This is a genomic window from Christiangramia aquimixticola (assembly GCF_048285835.1).
Taxonomy (GTDB): domain Bacteria; phylum Bacteroidota; class Bacteroidia; order Flavobacteriales; family Flavobacteriaceae; genus Christiangramia; species Christiangramia aquimixticola.
In genome coordinates, this window is the sequence record NZ_JBLVTL010000001.1 from 287814 (window position 1) to 308864 (window position 21051).

23 protein-coding genes are annotated in these 21051 nt (G+C 38.6%); 19 read left to right on the top strand and 4 right to left on the bottom strand.

What is annotated here, in order from left to right:
- Positions 1 to 313: 313 nt before the first annotated feature.
- Positions 314 to 772 carry an Lrp/AsnC family transcriptional regulator gene (locus ACNKXV_RS01190; protein ID WP_417905873.1) on the bottom strand — a complete coding sequence of 153 codons (459 nt, stop codon included), beginning with the start codon at positions 770 to 772 and terminating at the stop codon, positions 314 to 316.
- 245 nt (positions 773 to 1017) lie between these two features.
- On the opposite strand from ACNKXV_RS01190, the gene ACNKXV_RS01195 reads away from it, so the two are divergent.
- The 11 genes from ACNKXV_RS01195 to ribB all read left to right on the top strand — a co-directional run bounded on the left by ACNKXV_RS01195 (position 1018) and on the right by ribB (position 12080).
- Positions 1018 to 2232, top strand: a complete 1215-nt coding sequence (locus tag ACNKXV_RS01195; RefSeq protein ID WP_417905874.1) for an aminotransferase class I/II-fold pyridoxal phosphate-dependent enzyme — start codon at positions 1018 to 1020, stop codon at positions 2230 to 2232.
- A 158-nt stretch (positions 2233 to 2390) separates the two neighbouring features.
- A complete protein-coding gene (gene nhaC / locus ACNKXV_RS01200) occupies positions 2391 to 3863 on the top strand; it encodes a Na+/H+ antiporter NhaC (protein ID WP_417905875.1) in 1473 nt (490 codons plus the stop codon).
- 184 nt (positions 3864 to 4047) lie between these two features.
- Positions 4048 to 4686: a peroxiredoxin gene (locus ACNKXV_RS01205; protein ID WP_417905876.1), complete on the top strand. Its 639-nt coding sequence runs from the start codon at positions 4048 to 4050 to the stop codon at positions 4684 to 4686.
- 39 nt (positions 4687 to 4725) lie between these two features.
- Positions 4726 to 5040 (top strand): thioredoxin family protein, encoded by a 315-nt coding sequence (locus ACNKXV_RS01210; RefSeq protein ID WP_417905877.1) that lies wholly within the window; start codon positions 4726 to 4728, stop codon positions 5038 to 5040.
- The gene (locus ACNKXV_RS01215) at positions 5021 to 5269 is read left to right on the top strand and encodes a DUF6952 family protein (RefSeq protein ID WP_417905878.1); all 249 of its coding nucleotides are present in this window, start codon (positions 5021 to 5023) and stop codon (positions 5267 to 5269) included. The genes ACNKXV_RS01210 and ACNKXV_RS01215 overlap by 20 nt, the downstream gene beginning before the upstream one ends.
- A gap of 121 nt (positions 5270 to 5390) precedes the next feature.
- A complete protein-coding gene (gene tpx, locus ACNKXV_RS01220; protein WP_417905879.1) occupies positions 5391 to 5891 on the top strand; it encodes a thiol peroxidase in 501 nt (166 codons plus the stop codon).
- Entirely contained in the window at positions 5891 to 6256 is a 366-nt protein-coding gene (locus ACNKXV_RS01225; protein WP_417905880.1) for a diacylglycerol kinase family protein, read from the top strand. Before tpx ends, ACNKXV_RS01225 begins: the two co-directional genes overlap by 1 nt.
- A gap of 163 nt (positions 6257 to 6419) precedes the next feature.
- Positions 6420 to 8801, top strand: a complete 2382-nt coding sequence (locus ACNKXV_RS01230) for a DNA translocase FtsK (RefSeq protein WP_417905881.1) — start codon at positions 6420 to 6422, stop codon at positions 8799 to 8801.
- A 10-nt stretch (positions 8802 to 8811) separates the two neighbouring features.
- A complete protein-coding gene (gene lolA1, locus ACNKXV_RS01235) occupies positions 8812 to 9453 on the top strand; it encodes an outer membrane lipoprotein periplasmic chaperone LolA1 (protein WP_417905882.1) in 642 nt (213 codons plus the stop codon).
- Position 9454: 1 nt separating this feature from the next.
- Positions 9455 to 10897, top strand: a complete 1443-nt coding sequence (locus tag ACNKXV_RS01240) for an LptF/LptG family permease (protein WP_417905883.1) — start codon at positions 9455 to 9457, stop codon at positions 10895 to 10897.
- Between the two features lie 34 nt (positions 10898 to 10931).
- Positions 10932 to 12080, top strand: a complete 1149-nt coding sequence (gene ribB, locus ACNKXV_RS01245) for a 3,4-dihydroxy-2-butanone-4-phosphate synthase (protein ID WP_417905884.1) — start codon at positions 10932 to 10934, stop codon at positions 12078 to 12080.
- Here ribB and ACNKXV_RS01250 read toward each other — a convergent pair.
- Positions 12077 to 12709 carry an NAD(P)H-dependent oxidoreductase gene (locus ACNKXV_RS01250; RefSeq protein ID WP_417905885.1) on the bottom strand — a complete coding sequence of 211 codons (633 nt, stop codon included), beginning with the start codon at positions 12707 to 12709 and terminating at the stop codon, positions 12077 to 12079. The two genes, ribB and ACNKXV_RS01250, sit on opposite strands and share 4 nt — an antisense overlap.
- A 122-nt stretch (positions 12710 to 12831) precedes the next feature.
- Between ACNKXV_RS01250 and ACNKXV_RS01255 the strand changes: the two genes are divergently transcribed.
- Together ACNKXV_RS01255 and ACNKXV_RS01260 are read left to right on the top strand one after the other, a co-directional pair.
- Positions 12832 to 13470 (top strand): SanA/YdcF family protein, encoded by a 639-nt coding sequence (locus ACNKXV_RS01255; protein ID WP_417905886.1) that lies wholly within the window; start codon positions 12832 to 12834, stop codon positions 13468 to 13470.
- A 157-nt stretch (positions 13471 to 13627) separates the two neighbouring features.
- Positions 13628 to 14425, top strand: a complete 798-nt coding sequence (locus tag ACNKXV_RS01260) for an HAD family hydrolase (RefSeq protein WP_417905887.1) — start codon at positions 13628 to 13630, stop codon at positions 14423 to 14425.
- Here ACNKXV_RS01260 and ACNKXV_RS01265 read toward each other — a convergent pair.
- Entirely contained in the window at positions 14418 to 15182 is a 765-nt protein-coding gene (locus ACNKXV_RS01265; RefSeq protein WP_417905888.1) for a hypothetical protein, read from the bottom strand. The two genes, ACNKXV_RS01260 and ACNKXV_RS01265, sit on opposite strands and share 8 nt — an antisense overlap.
- A 42-nt stretch (positions 15183 to 15224) precedes the next feature.
- Positions 15225 to 16163, bottom strand: coding sequence for a L,D-transpeptidase (locus tag ACNKXV_RS01270; RefSeq protein WP_417905889.1), 939 nt, complete (start codon positions 16161 to 16163; stop codon positions 15225 to 15227).
- A gap of 288 nt (positions 16164 to 16451) precedes the next feature.
- Between ACNKXV_RS01270 and ACNKXV_RS01275 the strand changes: the two genes are divergently transcribed.
- The 6 genes from ACNKXV_RS01275 (at position 16452) to ACNKXV_RS01300 (ending at position 20996) form a co-directional block, all read left to right on the top strand.
- The gene (locus ACNKXV_RS01275) at positions 16452 to 16787 is read left to right on the top strand and encodes an ArsR/SmtB family transcription factor (protein WP_417905890.1); all 336 of its coding nucleotides are present in this window, start codon (positions 16452 to 16454) and stop codon (positions 16785 to 16787) included.
- A gap of 36 nt (positions 16788 to 16823) precedes the next feature.
- Positions 16824 to 17288 carry a DUF6428 family protein gene (locus ACNKXV_RS01280; protein ID WP_417905891.1) on the top strand — a complete coding sequence of 155 codons (465 nt, stop codon included), beginning with the start codon at positions 16824 to 16826 and terminating at the stop codon, positions 17286 to 17288.
- Positions 17289 to 17297: 9 nt separating this feature from the next.
- Positions 17298 to 17915 carry an arsenate-mycothiol transferase ArsC gene (locus tag ACNKXV_RS01285; protein WP_417905892.1) on the top strand — a complete coding sequence of 206 codons (618 nt, stop codon included), beginning with the start codon at positions 17298 to 17300 and terminating at the stop codon, positions 17913 to 17915.
- Between the two features lie 3 nt (positions 17916 to 17918).
- A complete protein-coding gene (gene arsB, locus ACNKXV_RS01290; protein WP_417905893.1) occupies positions 17919 to 18965 on the top strand; it encodes an ACR3 family arsenite efflux transporter in 1047 nt (348 codons plus the stop codon).
- 113 nt (positions 18966 to 19078) lie between these two features.
- The gene (locus ACNKXV_RS01295; RefSeq protein WP_417906336.1) at positions 19079 to 19579 is read left to right on the top strand and encodes an SRPBCC family protein; all 501 of its coding nucleotides are present in this window, start codon (positions 19079 to 19081) and stop codon (positions 19577 to 19579) included.
- Positions 19580 to 19721: 142 nt separating this feature from the next.
- A complete protein-coding gene (locus tag ACNKXV_RS01300; RefSeq protein WP_417905894.1) occupies positions 19722 to 20996 on the top strand; it encodes a hypothetical protein in 1275 nt (424 codons plus the stop codon).
- Positions 20997 to 21051 lie beyond the last annotated feature (55 nt).

Consider the following 21051-nt stretch of genomic DNA (forward strand, 5'->3'; position numbering starts at 1 on the left):
AAACTTTGAATTAAATCGTCATTGCGAGCGGAGCGAAACGAAGCCATAAAATCTCACTTCGAAACGTCATTGCGAGCGGAGTGAAACGAAGTGACGCAATCTCAACTTCACAACTCCTGAACATGAGACTGCTTCAGTCGGCAAGCTCCTTCGCAGTGACGTATACCTGATTAACTCACCTTCCCAAAAAAACTCCCAACTCCTTTGTACCGTCACTGCGAGCAGAGTGAAACGAAGCGACGCAATCTCACTTTAAAACGTCATTGCGAGCGGAGTGAAACGAAGCGACGCAATCTCATCTTAAACCCAATCACTACAAACTTATCATGGTGCTTTGTTTCACCTTATTGATTGTAAAAATACTCTTGGTACTTCCAATATGATCCAGATTAGTAAGCTTGGTCACCATAAACTCCCGGTATGCATCCATATCCTTAACCAACACTTTGAGAATATAATCATAATCTCCACTAACATGTAAGCACTCGATCACTTCAGGCAAACCGGTGATCTCTTTTTCAAATTTTGTGAGAAAGGCTTTTTTATGCTGAATGAGTTTAATCTGGCACAATACCATAAAACCTTTTTCAACGCTTTCCGGATTTACCAGGGCTACATATTTAGAAATAATTCCGGCCCGCTCCATTTTCCTTATTCGTTCATAAACTGCTGTAACAGATAGTCTCAGGTCATTTGAAATCTCCTTGTTGGTCTTTTTACTGTCCTGTTGTAAATGTCTCAGAATACGTTTATCTAATTCATCCAATTGCATTTCCTCTATTTTTCAATTACTATTCAGCCTTCTTAATTCTGAAAACCAATATTTTATATCGTTTTATTCTTCCTTTTTTAGTTATCTCCGGTTATATATTTTCTATAAAACCTTATCAGAATCAATAAAACTAAATTAAATATCTAAAAATAAACTTATTTGTAGTTTTATTTTCTTCACAAGACCTATTTTATTGTTTTTATCACAGTCTATTTCGAAATTTGATAATATAAAAACTACTTAAAATGAAATACAAACCGGCAGACCGTATTCAGGATCTTCAATATTTTGGAGAATTCGGAGGTGTAAATCCTTCAATTTCTGATTCCTCAACTTACACTTTCCTTTCAGCTAAAACCATGTTCGATACTTTTGAAGGGAATGCGGAAGGTTGTTATTTATATTCCCGCCACTCCTCTCCTTCCAACCTTTATTTAGGTGAAGCGCTTGCCGCAATGGAAGGAACTGAAGCTGCAAACGTTGCCGCATCTGGAATGGGAGCAATTACCTCAGTTTTAATGCAGCTATGCAATAATGGAGACCATATTGTTTGTAGTAGAACGGTTTATGGAGGCACCTATGCTTTCCTGAAAAATTTTGCACCAAAATTCGGGATCGAAACCACTTTTGTAGATATCACCAAACCGGAGGCTGTGGAAGCCGCTGTTAAAAGCAACACCAAAGTGATCTATTGCGAAAGTGTTAGCAATCCTTTACTTGAAGTAGCCGATATCCCGGTATTATCCAGAATTTCTCAGGTTCACAACCTTAAACTTGTGGTGGATAATACTTTTTCACCTTTATCTATTACCCCTTCTAAATTAGGCGCCGATGTGGTTATCCATAGTCTTACCAAATTTATAAATGGTAGTAGTGATACGGTGGGCGGAGTTGTTTGCGGAACCGAGGAATTCATTAACGACCTTAGAAATGTAAATGATGGAGCTGCCATGTTGTTAGGGCCAACAATGGACAGTTTACGTGCTGCATCCATATTAAAAAACCTGAGAACATTGCATATCCGCATGAAGCAACATAGCCACAACGCTATGTATCTTGCGCATAAATTTGAACAGGATGGATTCAAAACGGTTTACCCGGGACTGGAATCTCATCCAGGCCATGAAGCCTTCAGAAAAATGATGAATGAATCTTACGGGTTCGGTGGAATGCTTACCATAGATGTAGGTTCACTGGACAAAGCAAATGAATTAATGGAGCTTATGCAGGAACGAAATCTTGGCTATTTAGCGGTAAGTTTAGGTTTTTACAAAACTCTTTTCAGTGCTCCGGGAACTTCCACTTCTTCTGAAATTCCTGCGGAAGAGCAAATAGAAATGGGACTTAGCGACGGATTGATAAGATTCTCCATAGGACTTGATAATGATATCGCCAGAACTTATGACATGATGAAGGAGTGCATGACAGAGGTTGGGGTATTAAAAACCGAAATGGCGTAAAATCTTGCAAGATTAAGCCGAATGTCGTAAAATTACGTTCAGAAAAAAATGATCAAAATTAACGACCGGTTATAAATCTTAAGGCCTTACAGTAAATCTGACCCGATTCAGGTTCACTGTAAGGCTTTATTATTTCCGGAAACAACATACTCTACTGAATGGAAAACTCTACTGCCAATCCAGAAAATGAACCGGTAATTGAAAACAGAGAGCTGAATATTTGGGAAGCTTTAATTCCCGTAATCGCTCTTATTGGTATGCTTGCCTTTAACGTTTATGTATACGGTGATGGGGCATTAGGAGGATCAAACCAGTTTATTCTTTTACTTGGAGGAGCAGTCGCAGCCATCGTAGGATATTTTAATAAGGTCAAATTCGATTATATGATCGATGAAGTGGCCAAAAACGTCCAAAGTACCGCCGGAGCGATCCTTATATTATTAATGGTTGGTTCCCTTGCCGGGACCTGGTTAATAAGCGGAATTATTCCCACCATGATCTATTATGGTCTGCAAATTTTAAACCCCACGATTTTCCTTCCCGCCTGTGTGATTATTTGTGCGGTGATCTCTGTAGCCACAGGAAGTAGCTGGACTACTTCAGCAACAGTGGGTATTGCTTTAATTGGAATTGCCGATGCCCTGGGAATTTCCCTTGGGATGACCGCCGGAGCAATTCTTTCCGGAGCATATTTTGGAGATAAAATGTCTCCTTTAAGTGACACTACGAATCTTGCTCCTGCCATGGCAGGAACAGATCTTTTTACGCACATCAAATACATGGCGATCACTACGGTGCCTACAATTATAATTACCCTGCTGGTTTTTATAATTATTGGTTTAAACCTTGACACCAGTGGTTCAACCGACACCTCCGCGATCTTAAATTCAATAGAAGCTGCCTTTACCATTACACCATGGTTATTCCTGGTTCCGGTATTGGTGATCTATTTGATAGTTAGAAAGACTTCTCCTCTTGTGGCCCTTCTAATAGGAACTTTGCTGGGAGCAATTGCCGCACTTATTGTACAACCGGATATTGTTCTGGCTGTAAGTGGGATGGGCGAACTAAATTTTATTAGCGGTTATAAAGGAATAATGAATGCCATTACTGTAGATACTGCGGTTGAAACAGATTCCCAATCTTTGAATGATCTTTTCGCCTCCGGTGGAATGAAAGGAATGCTTGATACCATCTGGTTAATCTTATGCGCCATGGTGTTTGGAGGAATCATGGAAGCTATAGGTGCTTTGGCAACCATAAGTAAGGCTTTGCTAAATCTTTTTCATACAACCTTTGGTTTATTTGCAAGTACCGTATTTAGCTGTCTTGCTTTGAACGTAACTGCATCAGACCAATATCTTGCTATCGTGGTGCCGGGGAAAATGTTTGCCAAAGCATATAAAGATAAAGGACTTGCTCCTGAAAATTTAAGTCGTACTCTGGAAGATTCAGGAACGGTTACTTCTGTACTTGTACCCTGGAATACCTGTGGAGCTTACCACAGCAGTGTGCTGGGAGTACCGGTACTTTCTTATGCCGGCTATGCATTCTTCAATTATTTGAGTCCGTTTATGACCTTGCTTTTTGCTGCTTTAGGCATCAAGATCAAAAAACTGGCGGGTAAATAATTGAAGGCTTCAGCCTCGTAAATTCTTAATTAAATAGGGAAGAACTATTCTGTAGTTTACCCCTGATAAACAAATCCTATCAAACAATAAAATTTTAAGATTTCCATCGCTTTCATATCCTTGTTTAGATATTAAATTTGCAGCGTAGAAAAAGAGAATTTTAATTTTTAAAATATCAAATAATATGGCTTTAGTAGGTAAAAAATTTCCAAATCTTAGCGTGGATGCTATGAATGAAATGGGAGATACTTTCAAATTGAACATTTTGGAAGAAGCTCAGAAAAACAACAAGAAAGTATTGCTTTTCTGGTACCCAAAAGATTTCACTTTTGTTTGTCCTACAGAACTTCATGCTTTCCAGAGTGCTTTGGAAGAGTTTGAAAAAAGAAATGTAATGGTAGTGGGAGCATCTTGTGATACTCCAGAAGTACACTTTGCGTGGCTTAACACTCCTAAAGATAATGGTGGGATCGAAGGTGTAACTTACCCTATCCTTGCTGATTCTAACCGTAACCTAAGTTCTCGTTTGGATATCCTTGATATCATGAACGAATCTTACGATGAAGAAACCGGTGCATTAACTGTTGAAGGTGACAACGTAACTTACAGAGCTACTTACCTTATTGACGAAGAAGGAACCATTTTCCATGAAGGTGTAAACCATATGCCACTTGGAAGAAATGTAAACGAATTCCTTAGACTTATCGATGCCTATACACACGTACAGGAAAAAGGTGAAGTATGTCCTGCAAACTGGGAAGAAGGAAAAGAAGCAATGAACGCAAACCGTGAAGGTGTAGCTTCTTACCTTAGTTTAAACTAAGACCCTAAGTTGCTTAATTAAGAATCTAAAAAAATTGCTATGATAAAAGAATTAGATCAGGATAACTTAAGCGAAATAGTAAACAGTAACGAAACGGTTGTTGTTCAATATATGGCCGGCTGGTGCGGAAACTGCAGGTTGATGAAACCTAAATTCAAAAAACTGGCTACTGAGCATGAAAATGCAAAATTTGTACTTGTTGATGCTGAAAAGTTTCCGGAATCCAGAAAATTGGCTAAAGTGGATAATTTACCAACCTTCGCTACTTTTCAAAAGGGAAGTTTTAAAAATCAGGTTCAAACCAATAAGTTTGACCAGTTAAAAGCTTTAGTAGATGAAGTTACCAGTAATTAGACACCTGCAAAAGAACAACGATGTGGAAAAGTTGGAAAGCACCATTGAGGTACTTGAAAGCTTTACCGAGCACAGATCTGTTTCTGAAGAAGAAATGGATGTAATAGGTGAATTGATCACCAATCTTTGCGGTGCTGTTGAAGTTCATAAAATGATCGAAAATGGTGTTCCCGAAAAGGATGCCGCCAATAATTTTGTAAAAAAGGTTCTAGGATCTATCGATAAATAATCTTTCTTACAAATAACTCCAAAAGGGCTGTTTTCATTAGGAAACAGCCCTTGTTGTTTTATGATAATTTTAGTACTTCCCCACAGACAATCTTCTAAATTTATATTTCTAAAAAAAAAGCATGGCAGAGATTGAATTTGGAGGAGAGATGGTGACCACCTATGGAAGCCTACCGGAACTGCATGAAAAAGCACCTCATTTTGAACTTATAAAATCAGACCTTAGCATAGGCACTTTAGAAGATTTTAAAGGCAGCAGAGTGATTATGAATATTTTCCCAAGTATCGATACGGGAGTATGTGCAACCTCAGTCCGTAATTTTAATAAGCGAGCTTCAGATTTAAAAAACACCGTGGTTCTTTGTATCTCCAGGGACCTTCCTTTTGCCCAACAAAGGTTTATAAGTGATGAAGGCCTTGATAATATCATAAATTTATCCGATTTTAGAGACCGGAACTTTGGAAAGGATTATGGCGTGGAACTCCTTGACGGAGCCTTTGAAGGTTTGCTATGCCGCGCCGTTATTGTTCTTAATGAAAACGGGCATGTAATCCACTCCCAGCTTGTGGATAGAATTGAAGATGAACCGGATTACCTTGCTGCCCTGAAAACCCTATTATAATGAAAAACAGTTTCCTCGGGAAAAGAATTAGAGGAGGTGGATACGCGATCAAAGGTGCATGGTTGCTGCTTAAGCATGAACCCAGCATTCAGGTACAATTTGTTATTTCTATTTTGGTTTGTTTTGCCGGCTGGTATTTTGATATTAGCCGTACAGACTGGATCTTTCAATTCCTGGCCATTGGCCTGGTTATGGCAACAGAAGGTTTGAATACAGCTGTAGAAGCCATGGCAGATTTTGTGCATCCGGATTTTCACAGCAAAATTGGGCATATTAAAGACGTAGCTGCTGGTGCAGTTTTCATTGCCGCCGTTATAGCGGTTATCATAGCCGGATTTATATATTATCCCTACATTTTTGGTTAAACCGATTTTTATTGAAACTTATGGAGGATATGATTTAGGTTTCATATAAATTCAAATTTCCTGTTTTAATTCCCTAATTTGAACAACTTTTAAAAATGAAGTTTTTTTTCCTTAATTTGGAAAAGGCTAATTTGTATTTTTGCTCAAATCCCGTTTTCCAAACATGGCTAAAAAAAAGGCTAAGACCAGTAAATCTGCTAAAAAACCACGTAATTTCTCTTTAAAACTTAACCGTCAGCAAAAAGTGGTGCTGGGTAGTTTCCTGATGCTCTTTGGCTTAGGGCTTATTGTAGCCTTTATTTCCTTTTTGTTTAACTGGCAGGCAGATCAAAGTGTACTGGAACAATTATCCAACCGCGAAGTAGAAGCTAAAAACTGGCTAAGCAAGTTTGGCGCAGCCATAAGTAATCTAATTGTTTATAAAGGATTTGGACTCGCCTCCTTCTCCATCGCCTTTTTAATATTGCTAAGCGGTATTTATCTTTTCTTTGGATATAACAGCTCCAATCTCAAAAAATTCTGGTTTTGGGGAGTTTTGGTGATGATATGGCTATCGGTATTTTTTGGATATTTTGCTGAAGAGAACGCTTTACTGGGTGGTAGAATTGGTTTTGAAACCAATGATTTTCTACAGGATTATCTTGGCTTCTTCGGAAGCATGCTTTTAATGACCTTCTTATTAATTGTATATCTGGCGCTTCGGCTGAAGTTAACTCCCGAAATGATTGGGGGCTACTTTAAATCCGGCAAAAAGGAATTGCAGGATGCAATGAATGAGCATAAATCCACAATTTCAGAAACTGAAGAAGAGATCGACTGGAAAAAGGAAGTGATAATCGCTGAAGAAGAAAAACCTCAAAAGATCGATCTTACAGAAGAGCCGGAAGATAAACCGGTTGAAAAACCCAAGCCAAAACCAATAGGCTCCAAACTTGAAATAACTGCAACAGATGAGGAAGATGTTAGTATGGAGGTTGAAGCAGCACCTGAAGAAGAAGAGGAAGACAGTCTTAGTAAAAAACTGGTTAAGGATTTTGGAGAATTCGATCCAACCCTTGAACTTCAAAACTACAAATTCCCAACCCTTGAATTACTAAAAGATTATGGTGGCGGAATCACCATCAATCAGGAAGAACTTGAGGAAAACAAGAACCGTATTGTTGATACTCTTAAGAACTATAAGATCGAGATCGCACAGATCAAAGCTACGGTTGGTCCAACGGTAACCTTGTATGAAATCGTCCCGGAGGCGGGTATCAGGATCTCGAAAATAAAGAACCTTGAAGATGATATTGCCCTGTCTCTATCAGCTTTAGGAATCCGGATTATTGCACCAATTCCCGGAAAAGGAACAATTGGAATCGAAGTACCAAATAAAAATTCCACTATAGTTTCCATGCGATCGGTGATCGCATCTCCCAAGTTTCAAAATGCCGAGATGGAACTTCCCATGGCCTTGGGTAAAACTATTTCCAATGAAACTTTTGTGGTAGATCTTGCAAAAATGCCTCACTTGCTTATGGCCGGTGCAACAGGGCAGGGTAAATCGGTTGGATTAAACGCCATCCTTACCTCTCTCCTATATTGCAAACATCCGGCAGAGGTTAAATTTGTACTGGTCGACCCTAAAAAGGTGGAACTTACTTTATTTAATAAAATAGAAAGACATTACCTGGCCAAATTACCCGATACAGGTGAGGCCATAATTACAGATAATACCAAGGTGATCAACACCCTGAACTCGCTGTGTATTGAAATGGACAACCGGTATGACCTGCTTAAAAATGCAATGTGCCGGAATTTAAAGGAATACAATGCCAAGTTCAAGGCTCGAAAACTTAATCCGAATGATGGTCATAAATTCCTGCCGTATATTGTACTGGTTGTAGATGAGTTTGCAGATCTAATAATGACTGCCGGGAAAGAGGTAGAAACCCCTATTGCGCGACTTGCTCAGCTTGCCCGTGCTATTGGAATTCATTTGATCATTGCCACCCAAAGACCTTCTGTAAATGTAATTACAGGGATCATAAAAGCAAACTTCCCGGCGAGGATTGCTTTCAGGGTAACTTCGAAAATCGACTCGCGAACTATTTTAGATAATCAGGGTGCCGATCAGTTAATTGGTAGAGGAGATATGTTATTTACTCAGGGTAATGAGCTTAGAAGGCTGCAATGTGCTTTCGTGGATACCCCTGAGGTGGATAAAATCACAGAATTTATTGGATCACAAAAAGCATATCCCGATGCTCACCTGCTTCCGGCCTACGAAAGTGAGGAAAGTGGCACAGGAGTTGATATAGATGTGAGCGAGCGAGACAAACTGTTTAGGGAAGCCGCTGAGGTGATCGTAACCGCCCAACAGGGATCGGCATCATTGCTTCAGAGAAAATTAAAATTAGGCTATAACCGGGCTGGAAGAATTATTGATCAACTGGAAGCTGCAGGAATTGTAGGTCCCTTTGAAGGAAGCAAGGCCAGACAGGTCCTTATAACCGATCTTGTAGCGCTCGAACAGCTATTAAATGATAAACCGGAAAATTAAAAAATTCAGAATGAAAAAATTAGTATTTATCCTGGCAGCAATACTGTCAATGAACGTACAGGCTCAAAGTTCTCAAAAAGCTCAAAAACTTTTAAATGAAGTCTCATCTAAAGTAAAAGCTTATGACAACATGGTGATCGAGTTCAAATATGCACTTGAGAATCAGGCAGAAAATGTGAGTCAGGAAACCCGTGGAGATGTTAGCATCAATGGTGACAAATATGTTCTAAACCTTATGGGAACTACACAGATGTTCGACGGGAAAAAGATCTACACGATTATCCCTGAAGATGAGGAAATAAACATTTCCAATTATGTGGAAGAAGATAGCAACAGCATTACCCCTTCTAAAATGTTCAGTTTTTATGAAGAAGGTTATAACTATCAAATGGATATAGCTCAAAATGTAAAAGGTCGTGAGATCCAGTATGTAAAGCTAACTCCTAAAGACAGCAATGCTGAGATCAAGAACATCCTGCTTGGAATAGATAGCCAGACTAAACATATCTATAACCTGATCCAGACTCAGGATAATGGTACCAAAGTGACCATTACCATCAAAAGTTTCAAGACAAATCAGCCTTTGGCAAAGAATCTGTTTACCTTCAACGAAGGTAGATACAGTGAATACTACATTAACAGACTAGATTAAATTGAAGATACTCGACCGGTACATACTCATTAGTTTTTTAAAAACTTTTTTTTCGGTCTTTATAATACTCATGTTCATCTTTGTGCTCCAGACGATATGGTTGTACATTGGTGAACTTGCTGGTAAAGACCTGGACGTGGAAGTGATCCTGAAGTTCCTTTTATACTTCTCGCCTAAACTTGTCCCCCTGGTATTGCCGCTCACAATTCTTCTTACCTCGATAATGACCTTCGGGTCGTTTGCTGAAAATTATGAATTTGCTGCCATGAAATCTTCAGGCATTTCGCTGGGAAGAGCCATGCGCAGTCTTACAGTCTTTATTGTATTTATTAGTCTCGTGGCATTTTTCTTTTCGAATAATGTTATCCCCGCAGCAGAATTCAAATCAATCAACTTACGAAAGAACATTGCCCAATTAAAACCTGCCATGGCAATTTCTGAAGGGATCTTCAATGATATTGGTACTTTCAACATCAAGGTTGAAGAGAAAACCGGAGAAAATGACCAGTATCTTAGGGATGTGATTATTCATCAAAAGAAAGAATCCGGTGGAAATAACACTGTTATTAAGGCCAGAGAAGGTGAACTGGTTGGAAGTACAGAATCTGATGTTTTATCCCTGATTTTAAAGGAGGGGAATTATTATGATGAAGTTAAGCCGAACGATTTTGAAAAACGGAAAAGAAAGCCCTTTACAAAAAGTTATTTTGACGAATATATCATCAATATTGACCTTTCAGATTTTAATAATGTAGACCTTGAAGATGAGACTTATAACTCTACTCATGGGATGCTTAAAATTTCAGAACTTGATGAAAGCATAGACTCCTTTTCTGTCACCTATAATAACCAGATGGCCAGTTTCAAGGAAAATATGTACGACCGTACCGGCTTACGTAATTTAAAACTGAATATTAAACCTAAGGATACCGCGGTGATCATAGAAAACTCTATCCTTGCGGAATATGATACTTATGATGGCGCACAGATCACCAATCTGGCTTTGGGAACCATCAATTCTGCAATTGCGCATCTTGGTTTAAAAAAACAGGAATTTAAGAACAGTATTAAACAGATCAATAAATTTGAAATTGCCTTGCATGAAAAATATGCCCTGGCCATTGCCTGTATAGTACTGTTTTTTGTTGGCGCTCCCTTAGGGGCGATTATTAGAAAAGGTGGGATGGGATTACCTATTGTAATTGCCATACTTCTCTTTTTGACTTATCACTTTATTGGAATTTTCGCCAAAAATTCGGCTGAGAATGGCGCAATTTCGCCGTTTGTAGCTACCTGGCTTTCCACCTGGATCCTTTTACCACTGGGCGTATATCTTACTTACCGCGCAACCACAGACCAGGGACTCTTTGCATTTGATAATCTGATAGAACCATTTAAAAAACTCTTCAAAAAAGCCGGTCTCATTAAGAACAAAAGTAAATGAGAATAAATATCTTTGCAGCCACAAATTAAGATTTATGGCAGAAGTAGAGAATAATCAGTATTCGGTTAAACTTGACAATATACAGGAAGCAATTGATGACATTCGCGACGGCAAGGTGATCATTGTTGTAGATGATATTGACAGGGAGAACGAAGGTGATTTTCTGGCTGCTGCAGAGATGGTCACGCCAGAAATGATCAATTTCATGGCTACTCACGGGAGAGGCCTTATTTGCGCTCCCATTACCGAACCCCGCTGTAACGAATTAAAACTGGAAATGATGGTTGGTAATAATACCGATCCCATGGAAACGGCTTTTACAATTTCTGTAGACCTTAGAGGAAAAGGAGTTACTACGGGAATTTCTGCATCAGACCGTGCCCAAACCATCAAATCCTTAATAGATCCGGAAACCAAACCACACGACCTTAATCGGCCTGGTCATATTTTCCCTTTAAAAGCTAAAGAAGGCGGAGTTCTAAGAAGAACCGGCCATACTGAAGCAGCCATTGATTTTGCTCGACTTGCCGGACTGGCTCCTGCAGGAGTGATCGTGGAGATCATGAATGAGGATGGAACCATGGCCAGATTACCTCAATTACTGGAAGTAGCGAAAAAATTCGATCTTAAGATCGTTTCCATAGAAGATCTTGTCGCGTACAGAATGCAACATGACAGCCTAATCGAGAAAAAAGAAGATTTTGAACTGAATACCAGGTTTGGAAAATTCAGATTAAGGGCTTACAAACAAACCACCAATTCTCAGGTTCATATTGCCCTTACCAAAGGTCACTGGAACCCTTCAGAAGAGATCATGGTTAGAGTGAATTCTACCCTTGTTAATAATGATATACTGGGCACTCTTACAAATGATGCAGATAAAAAGCTGGACGGAATGTTCAAGGCGATAAATGATGAAGGCCGCGGAGCCATCGTTTTTATCAATCCCGCGAACCAGACTCCTAATTTATTGAACCGGATTACTGAACTAAAAGAGAATCAGAAAAAAGGCGAAATAAAAGCTCCACCCGTTACTATGGACAATAAGGATTTTGGAATTGGAGCTCAGATCCTACATGACCTTGAGATCCATAAAATAAAATTGCTTTCCAACAGTGAGCAAACCAAGCGAGTGGGAATGATTGGTTACGGGCTTGAAATCACAGAATACGTAAAGTATTAATCAATCTCAATAATTACTTCTTCCAGAGGCCTTCTTACTTTTTTAAAGGTCGAGAACATGTCATCTTTGGAGCGGTAACCTACGGGTAATACCAATACAGACTGCAGATTCATTTCCCGCAGGCCTAAGTATTCATCGTATTTTTCAGGTTCAAAACCTTCCATGGGACAGGCATCGATCTCTTCGGTTGCGCAAACGGTTAGCAAGGTTCCCATTGCCAAATAAGCCTGATTTCGTGCCCATGCTTCTATTTCTTCAGTTGCCTTGGAGCTGAAATCATCTACCAGAAAATTCTGAAAAGGATTTAAGACCTCATCCGGAGTTTCTCTTATATGCTTTACCCTTTTGAAATAGGTCTTAATAAATTTTTCGTCAACTTCTTTTTCGATACAAATCACCAGCACATGAGAAGCGCTCTCCACCTGCTCCTGATTCATAGAAAATTCCTTTAACTGTTTTTGCTTCTCCCTGTTCGAGATCACCAGCATTCTTAATGGCTGTAACCCGTAGGAAGTAGCAGTTAAATTAAAAGCGTGCTTTAAAACTTCCAGTTTTTCTTCAGTTAATTTTCTGGACTCATCAAATTTCTTAGTGGCATATCGCCAGTTTAAAGCTTTAATATTACTCATAACATCTAAAATATTATTGCAAATGTACACAATGTTAAAATGACCAAAATCGTTACTTCATAAATTAAACCAATACATCAAATTATTATGGCTATCTTCGGTATAACAATCATCATTTCATAATGAAAAGGCTAAAGAAATTCATTGTTTTCTCAGTGATCGGGATCGTTTTGATCATCTTCACGATCCTGGGTATAGAAGCCATTTTCCTCCGCCAAACTTCTGAAAATATTTACACAGATATTTCAAAATTACCGGAAACTGAAACCATTATTATTCTGGGTGCAAGTGTACATGCCAGTGGCAAACTTTCACCTATTTTAAAAGACAGGGTGGATACAGCCATCAAACTCTTCAGAAATAATAAAGCGCAAAAGTTTCTTGTAACCGGAGATCACAGAAGCGAAGACTATAACGAGGTTTCAGCAATGGTCAACTATCTCAAAAAAAAGGGAATTCCTGAAAGTCTTATTATAGCCGACCATGCGGGCCTGGATACTTACGACAGCATGTACCGGGCAGGCAAGCTGTTCAATATAAAAAAGGCCACTGTGGTAACCCAGAAATTTCATCTTCCCCGGGCTTTATACATAGCCAACAATCTTGGTTTGGACTATAATGGATTTACTGCAGACCAAAGAGCATATAAAACCGAATACAGGCTTAAACAGCGGGAAAAACTTGCCAATATTAAAGCATTATGGGAAACCCTTCTTAAAAAAGAACCTACCACTATGGAACTCCGATTTTCAAAAGAATAGCAAGGTTCCCAGCAATATCCTACTTATACTAGCAGCCTTTTATTAAGTATATTCCTTAAAATAGACTGAACTTATCTAATCATTTAAAAAATTAAATTCAGCTCCTACCTCACTGCAAATCTTTCTATTACTTTTGCTCCTTATTTAAAGGAATAGAATGATAAAACTGATAGTTACAGACGTAGACGGAACTTTGCTGAATGATAAACATGAGATCCACCCTGATTTCTGGAGAATGGAAGAAGAATTGTCCTCCAAAGGCATTCAGTTTTCTATTGCCAGCGGCCGCCAGTTTTACAACCTTGCAAGTAAGTTTGAAAAGATAAGAGACAGAACCATGTTCTTTGCCGAAAATGGCACTTATGTTTCCTTTAAAGGAAAAGAACTTTATGTGAATCCTATAGACCGGGAATCGGCATTGGAATTTATTGAAATGGGGAGAAAACTGGATGACACTCATCTGGTGCTCTGCGGAAAGAATTCAGCTTATATAGAAAGTAAAGATGAAAAGTTTCATCAGGAGATCACTCAGTTTTACGAACGTCTTGAAATTGTAGATGATCTTTGCCAGGTAGACGATACATTCTTAAAAGTTACGTTGTGTAATTTTAACGGAGTTGAAGATCACACCTACCCTCATTTTGTGAATTATACCGATAGGTTTAAAGTTGCCATCGCCGCAAAGGTCTTTATAGATATTACGGCCCTAAATGCCAATAAAGGAAATGCTATTAAAGGAATTCAGGAAGAACTTAATATTCTGCCTGAAGAAACCCTGGTATTTGGTGATTATTTAAACGACCTGGAAATGATGAAAGTTGCAAAACATAGCTATGCTATGAAAAATGCGCATCCCGAAATTATTGAAGCCAGCAACTTTGTGACCTCACATGATAATAATGACAATGGCGTTTTAAGAACAATTGCCGAGCTTGGCCTTGCCAGCCTTAGTTGATGATAATATTGGTTTTTTCCACTCCCGTGTTTCCGCTTACGGGATCATAGGCATAAACCATCAATTCATATAATCCCTTCGCCAGAGATGTTTTGCCTTCAAAATAGCTTGCGGTATTTTTTTGATCCAGAGTTAGCATTGTTTGCTCTCCCCTGGCATCTTTCAAAACAGCTTTGACTTCATATTGATTAGCACCCCATAAGCCATCTTTTTCCACAGGGCAACCGCACATCATTACGATATTGGCGCTTATGGTGATTTCTTCTGATTCTTTAAAAGAATTATGAGTTTGCGGAGAAAGAATATCAATTACAAACCCCGGAACCTCAAGAACAATTCCATCGCCTGTAATATGTTTGCCCGGAATTAACCACAGCTGAGTACTTGAAATTGCCCGGGCCTGCTTTTTATTAACAGGTGCAATGGCTTCAATTGTAACAAATACAGGTTCCTTAAGGTTTAATGTAGCTTTATAGCCAGCTGTGCTCTCTTCAGCAAGATCTTCACCCCTTTTCCAGTCCTGCTTCATTATTTTGTCAGTATTCCCTGTACTTCCGGTTGTAAGGCCCTGCGCTAAGATTTCGCCGGTCAGTGCCTCTCTAATAATAATTTTTGCCCCACCAATAGATGACCCAATAAACTTGGCATCTTTAGCTTTCGCCCTGATCATCACTTCTGTCTCCTGTGCATTCAAATTAATGGCACAGAAAATTAAAATTAAGGCACTAAAAAACCGGTAAAATTTAATCGTTATCATCTAATTAAGTTTTACCGGCTAATTTATTAAAAACAAACGTTTTTAAGCCTGGGCTAATTCAGCTTCTTTCTTTTTAGAAGCAATATTGTGAAAGTTTCGCGGATCGCTCTGGTAGTTTTCCACGTATTCTTTTAATGTATCTAATTCTTCCTGAGTAAGGTCGTTGGCTCTCATATTCTGAGACAGATTTAACCATGGTTTGTCCGCGGAATGATCGTATTCTCCAAATACCATAAATGGGGTTCCATTTTTTTCAATTTTGGAATTCTCTAATTCCCACATAGAGGCCCAATCAAAAATATATTTGGCATCATCCATATACAATCTTACACAACCGTGACTGGCAGGATAACCGGGTAAAGAATACTGGTGTACTCCTACACCCTCCATATTCATAAAATTGAAGTAATATGGTAGAACCCATGAGGGATCCACGGTACTTATCTTTCTTTTAGCTTTATAATTCCCGTAATTCAATCCATTTGGAGTTGGAGTGGATTTCTTTCCGGTACTTACCGGCCCCCATTTAACCAACTCTCCATTTTCGTATAGTCCGAAAGCCTGAACTCTTTGATTGATCAGTACTGTTTTTGGGATACACTTTATAGTTTCCACGGTTTCAGGGAAAGGACTGTAGGCATTGAAATCTTCAGACACACAATCTGGTATTACGATTGGACGCTCCGGTCTAAGATTTGCTTTCTCGATTCTGTTTAGAGCAAGAATAGTTTTTAACTGATCTTCTGGATAAGCATTGAGAAGACTATCAATTTTTTTTCGTGTATCTAAGGTATCGATAATATACTTAATCTCTTTTCTAAAAGTTTTAGGTTCCTTTTTGATCACCGGGTTTCTCATCGCAAGATGATCTTCCTTAGAAACTTGTGGCGCTGTAACCTGCGTATTAGAATTACATGCTATTAGCATTACACTACTAAAAATATATAGAAACGAATTCCTTATTTTATTGAAGCTTTTCATAAGACAGTAGTTTAGGTTGATACTGTGAAATTACACACTCCCTACCTTACTACCTGTCAATGAAGAGTTAAGGCATTGTTGGTTTTATGATAATTAACTGAGATTTATGAATATCGGTCTCCAGGTTTGGTTAATTTTTTCAGAAAAATTAACCCTTTATTATAACCTTCAACTGAAGCTTCAGATCAATTATAACAGAATGAACTTGATATTTTAAGGATTTTATTATCTCAATAATTATAAATTTCAAAACCTTTATCGTAATATTGCAATGTAATAATAACACAAATGGGAATTACCAAAACTGAACTCTTCAGTAAAGAACAGAATGAATTGGCGACGGTAGCGAAAGCCTTTGCGCATCCGGCCCGTATAGCTATTCTCCAGTTTCTTCTGGAAGCTGATAAATGTATAAATGGTGAACTGGTAAATGAATTAGGTTTAGCACAGGCAACTATTAGCCAGCACTTACGCGAACTTAAAAACCTGGGATTAATTCAGGGAAATATTGAAGGAGTTTCCATGAGTTATTGTATAAATCCTGAAAAATGGAAGCAGGTGCATATGCTTTTTGATGAATTATTCAATAAAATTGATAATTCAGCCTCCAGGCCCTGCTCCTGATTTTTACTGAAAATCATTATTTTAAAATAATCAATTATGAAACTATCAGAATTCTTACATAATTTATCGGGTCTCGAAAAGGTATATTTCGAACTACCTAATGGCGAATTGGTTCCGGAACATTTTCATGTTACTGAAGTGGGGAAAATTTCAAAACATTTCATCGATTGCGGCGGAACTTTACGCAATGAAGAAAAAATATCATTCCAGCTCTGGGAAGAAAATGATTATAATCACAGACTTCATCCTGAAAAATTAGCGAGCATTGTAGAACTTGCACAAAAGAAACTTCAGCTAAACGACGTGGAAATTGAGGTTGAGTATCAGGGAGAATCTATTAGTAAATATGCTTTGGATTTTAATGGTCAGAAATTCCAATTGATAAATACCCAAACGGCATGTCTGGCTCAGGACAAGTGTGGTGTACCTGCTCAAAAACCCAAAGTTAAATTATCTGAATTACAAAATACTTCCTGTGCCCCTGGCACCGGATGTTGCTAATATTTAACCATGTCGCACACTAAGCTTTTCCCAACGCTGGAACAGAAAATCAAGGAGCTTGAAAAGGCCGAAATTCCTCTAGAAAGGAAAGAAATCTTACAAAATCTTATTGATTTTATTCAGGATAAAAAGGATGCAGATCTTCCTGTTCGATTAAATTTTATTTGCACCCATAATTCCCGTCGAAGTCAGTTTTCGCAAATATGGGCACATCTAGCCTCAAAAATTTATAATATTCCTACAGAATGTTTCTCCGGGGGGACTGAAGTAACTGCATTTCATGCTAACGCTATAAACTCCATGGCTCGCGCCGGTTTTAAAAGTGAAAAAACTACAGAGACAAATCCTGAAATTAAAATGTTTTACAGCGAACAGGAGTCTCCTCTTATTTGCTATTCAAAATTATATGATAGCCCGGAGAATCCATCAAATTTGTTCGCGGCAGTAATGACCTGTTCTCATGCCGATGAAAACTGTCCTGTAATTCCCGGCGCAGATGCACGAATCCCTTTGGATTATTTGGATCCCAAGGCTTTTGACAATACGCCTCAGGTAGAAGAAAAGTATGATGAACGAAGGGACCAGATAGGTGCTGAAATGTTGTATGTATTCCAAAAAATCAAATAAAGCATGTCAAAAAAGTTAAGTTTCCTGGATAAAAATTTAACCCTGTGGATATTTCTGGCCATGGGTATTGGAGTGGGGTTAGGCTATTTGTTTCCTTCTATTCCCGGGAGTATAAATTCCTATAGCTCCGGTTCTACAAATATCCCAATTGCCATCGGCCTTATTTTGATGATGTATCCACCACTTGCTAAGGTAAAATACAGACTGTTGCCTAAAGTCTTTAAGAACGTAAAAGTCCTTAGTATTTCCCTGATTTTGAACTGGATTATTGGTCCATTTCTAATGTTCTTTTTAGCAATGATCTTTTTACAGGATCATCCGGAATATATGGTCGGGCTTATTCTTATTGGTTTAGCCAGATGTATTGCGATGGTACTGGTATGGAACGATCTGGCTGAAGGAAGCAGTGAATACGGAGCGGGATTGGTGGCACTTAATAGTATATTTCAGGTTTTTGCCTATAGTTTCTATGCATGGTTATTTATCACCAAACTTCCTCCTCTCTTCGGTTTTGAAGGGGCAATCGTAGATATTTCTATTGCCACCATTGCTGAAAGTGTGGCGATTTTTCTGGGAATTCCTTTTGCACTTGGAATTCTAAGTCGGCTAATTTTGGTAAAATTAAAGGGTCAACAATGGTATGATGAAAAGTTTATTCCTACCATTTCACCTTTAACCCTCGTGGCATTATTAATGACCATTGTATTAATGTTTTCTCTCAAGGGTGAATTAATAGTGGAGATCCCGATGGATGTGGTGAGAATTGCCATCCCGTTGCTTATATACTTTAGTTTAATGTTCCTTATTGGTTTCTTTTTAAGCAAAGCCATGGGTGCTTCCTATGAAAAAAATGCATCGATTTCTTTTACCGCTGCCGGAAATAATTTTGAACTGGCAATAGCCGTCGCCATTGCCGTTTTTGGGCTGAATAGTGGTCAGGCTTTCGCCGGAGTAATTGGTCCCCTGGTAGAAGTTCCCGCATTAATTTTATTAGTACGCGTGTCTTTCTGGCTGAAGAAAAAATATTATCCTGCTGTTCAGGCTTCATAAATTATATTTTTACTGCAATCCAATCCCCTAACAAACAACATTTTATAGCTTTATACTGATTAAATTTCTATAACTTTATATGAGTCGCATTACAGACCTAAGTTATAGAAGTGATGGAAGAACAGAGTAAAAAAGATTGGAGCAGGTTTACCGTAAATATCCCTATAGATATTTCTCCAGAAAAGATTAAAGAGGCATGGTCCACCCCTAAAACTCTGGAGACCTGGTTTCTTAGACTAGCTGAATTCACCACCCCTTCCGGAGAAAAAAGGAAACGGGAGGAAAAATTTAAGCCCGGAGATTCCTATCGCTGGCAGTGGTATGGCTGGCCGGATTCGGTTGAAGAACATGGAAAAATTTTAAAACCGGAATCCGGAGAATTTTTAAGATTCAAATTTGGAAAAGCCGGTGACGTGGGCGTGTCGGTTGTAGAAGAACACGGTCAAACTATCCTTAGGCTTATTCAGGAAAATATTCCGCAGGATGAAGAGTCCAGAATGAATTTTTATGTAGGCTGCAAAACCGGATGGACCTTTTACCTTCTAAATTTGAAGTCACTATTAATGGGAGGCACAGATCTTCGAAATAAAAAAAGCAATTTGCAAATGGATTAGCCTTCCACTTCTATTAAAACTTCTTAAATTACCCCCCGGCTTTAAGCTCTTTCCATTTTTTTGGAATATTATAACTTTTTAAAAAACTGAGTTTCCTAACAAAATCATAGCTTTAGTTTCCAAAATTGATAAACATTCTTTAATGAAAAAAGTTTTTGCCCTTGTAGCAATTATTTTGGTTCTTTTCCTGATTCTTACTTACTGGTCTACCTCCAGTACCGATAAGAAATTTGAAACTTCTACCATCGAGAATTTTGAGGATCTTGAGAATATAGATTTCAGAGAATTTGACTCTGTTCTGGTGTCGCCAAGTACTTTATATCAAGGCAACTTCATTAAGGAATTAATGCAAGGCGCGAATTATCGCAAAGCCTGGGCTGCTCCCATAAAACTACCCATAGTTTTTCTTGACACCCTAAAAGGTGGAATGAAAATAGTAAAAGAAGGTGGCGGCAAGCAAACCCACTCGCTTAAATTGTTAAATCCTGCGGGAATCATGTACACTCTACGCAGTGTGGTAAAAGATCCTGATAAACTTATTCCCGATGTTGCCGAAACTCTGGGATTGGAAAATATCATTGTAGATGGTATTTCCGGCCAACACCCTTATGGAGCCATTCTCGCAGCCAGACTGGCAGATATCGCTGGAGTTATGCATACTAACCCAAATATGGTATTTGTTCCAAAACAGGATGGTTTGGGAAATTATAACGAGAAATACGGGAACCGTATTTACCTGCTGGAATATGAAACCGAGAGTAAAAAGAACTGGACAAATTTTAACGATGTCAAAGAGATCGTTGAGACAGATGAGCTTCAGGAACTAAAACTTGAATTGGGAGATAAACTTAGTATTGATAAGGATGCCCTTATCCGTGCAAGGTTATTTGATCTGTTTATCGGAGACTGGGACAGGCATGCCGAGCAATGGGGCTGGATCCTTCAGGAGAAGGAAAACAAAATCAAAGCCATTCCCATGGCCGGTGACCGCGATAACGCCTTTTTTAAACTTGAGGGTGTTCTTCCTACAATAATTACCAATAAAAATATAGAGCCACTGGTGAGGCCTTTTGAAGAAGATATTGATTATATGGAAGGACTTGTTTATCCTTTTGACAGGTATTTTCTAATAAACACTACTGAACATGACTTTATACGACAGGCAGAGATCCTTCAAAATCTGCTAACCGATGAGCGAATTGAAGCAACTTTTAAAGTTTGGCCGGAACCGATTGTAAATCTGGACAAGACCGAAATATTTGGAAAATTAAAAAGCAGAAGAAATAAACTAAAGGAGTATGCGAGTTCCTTCCATGCTATAATCCAGGAACAGGGAAAATTAACCGAAGCCCTGAAAGGTTCAGACGATGTGAATTTAGAAAACTCACCTCTGCTAGGGTGTTTTGAATGTAAATAGAAAGGCCCTATTTCAGGGCCCGGTTCTCAAAAATTTTTAATTAATCGTCATCTGT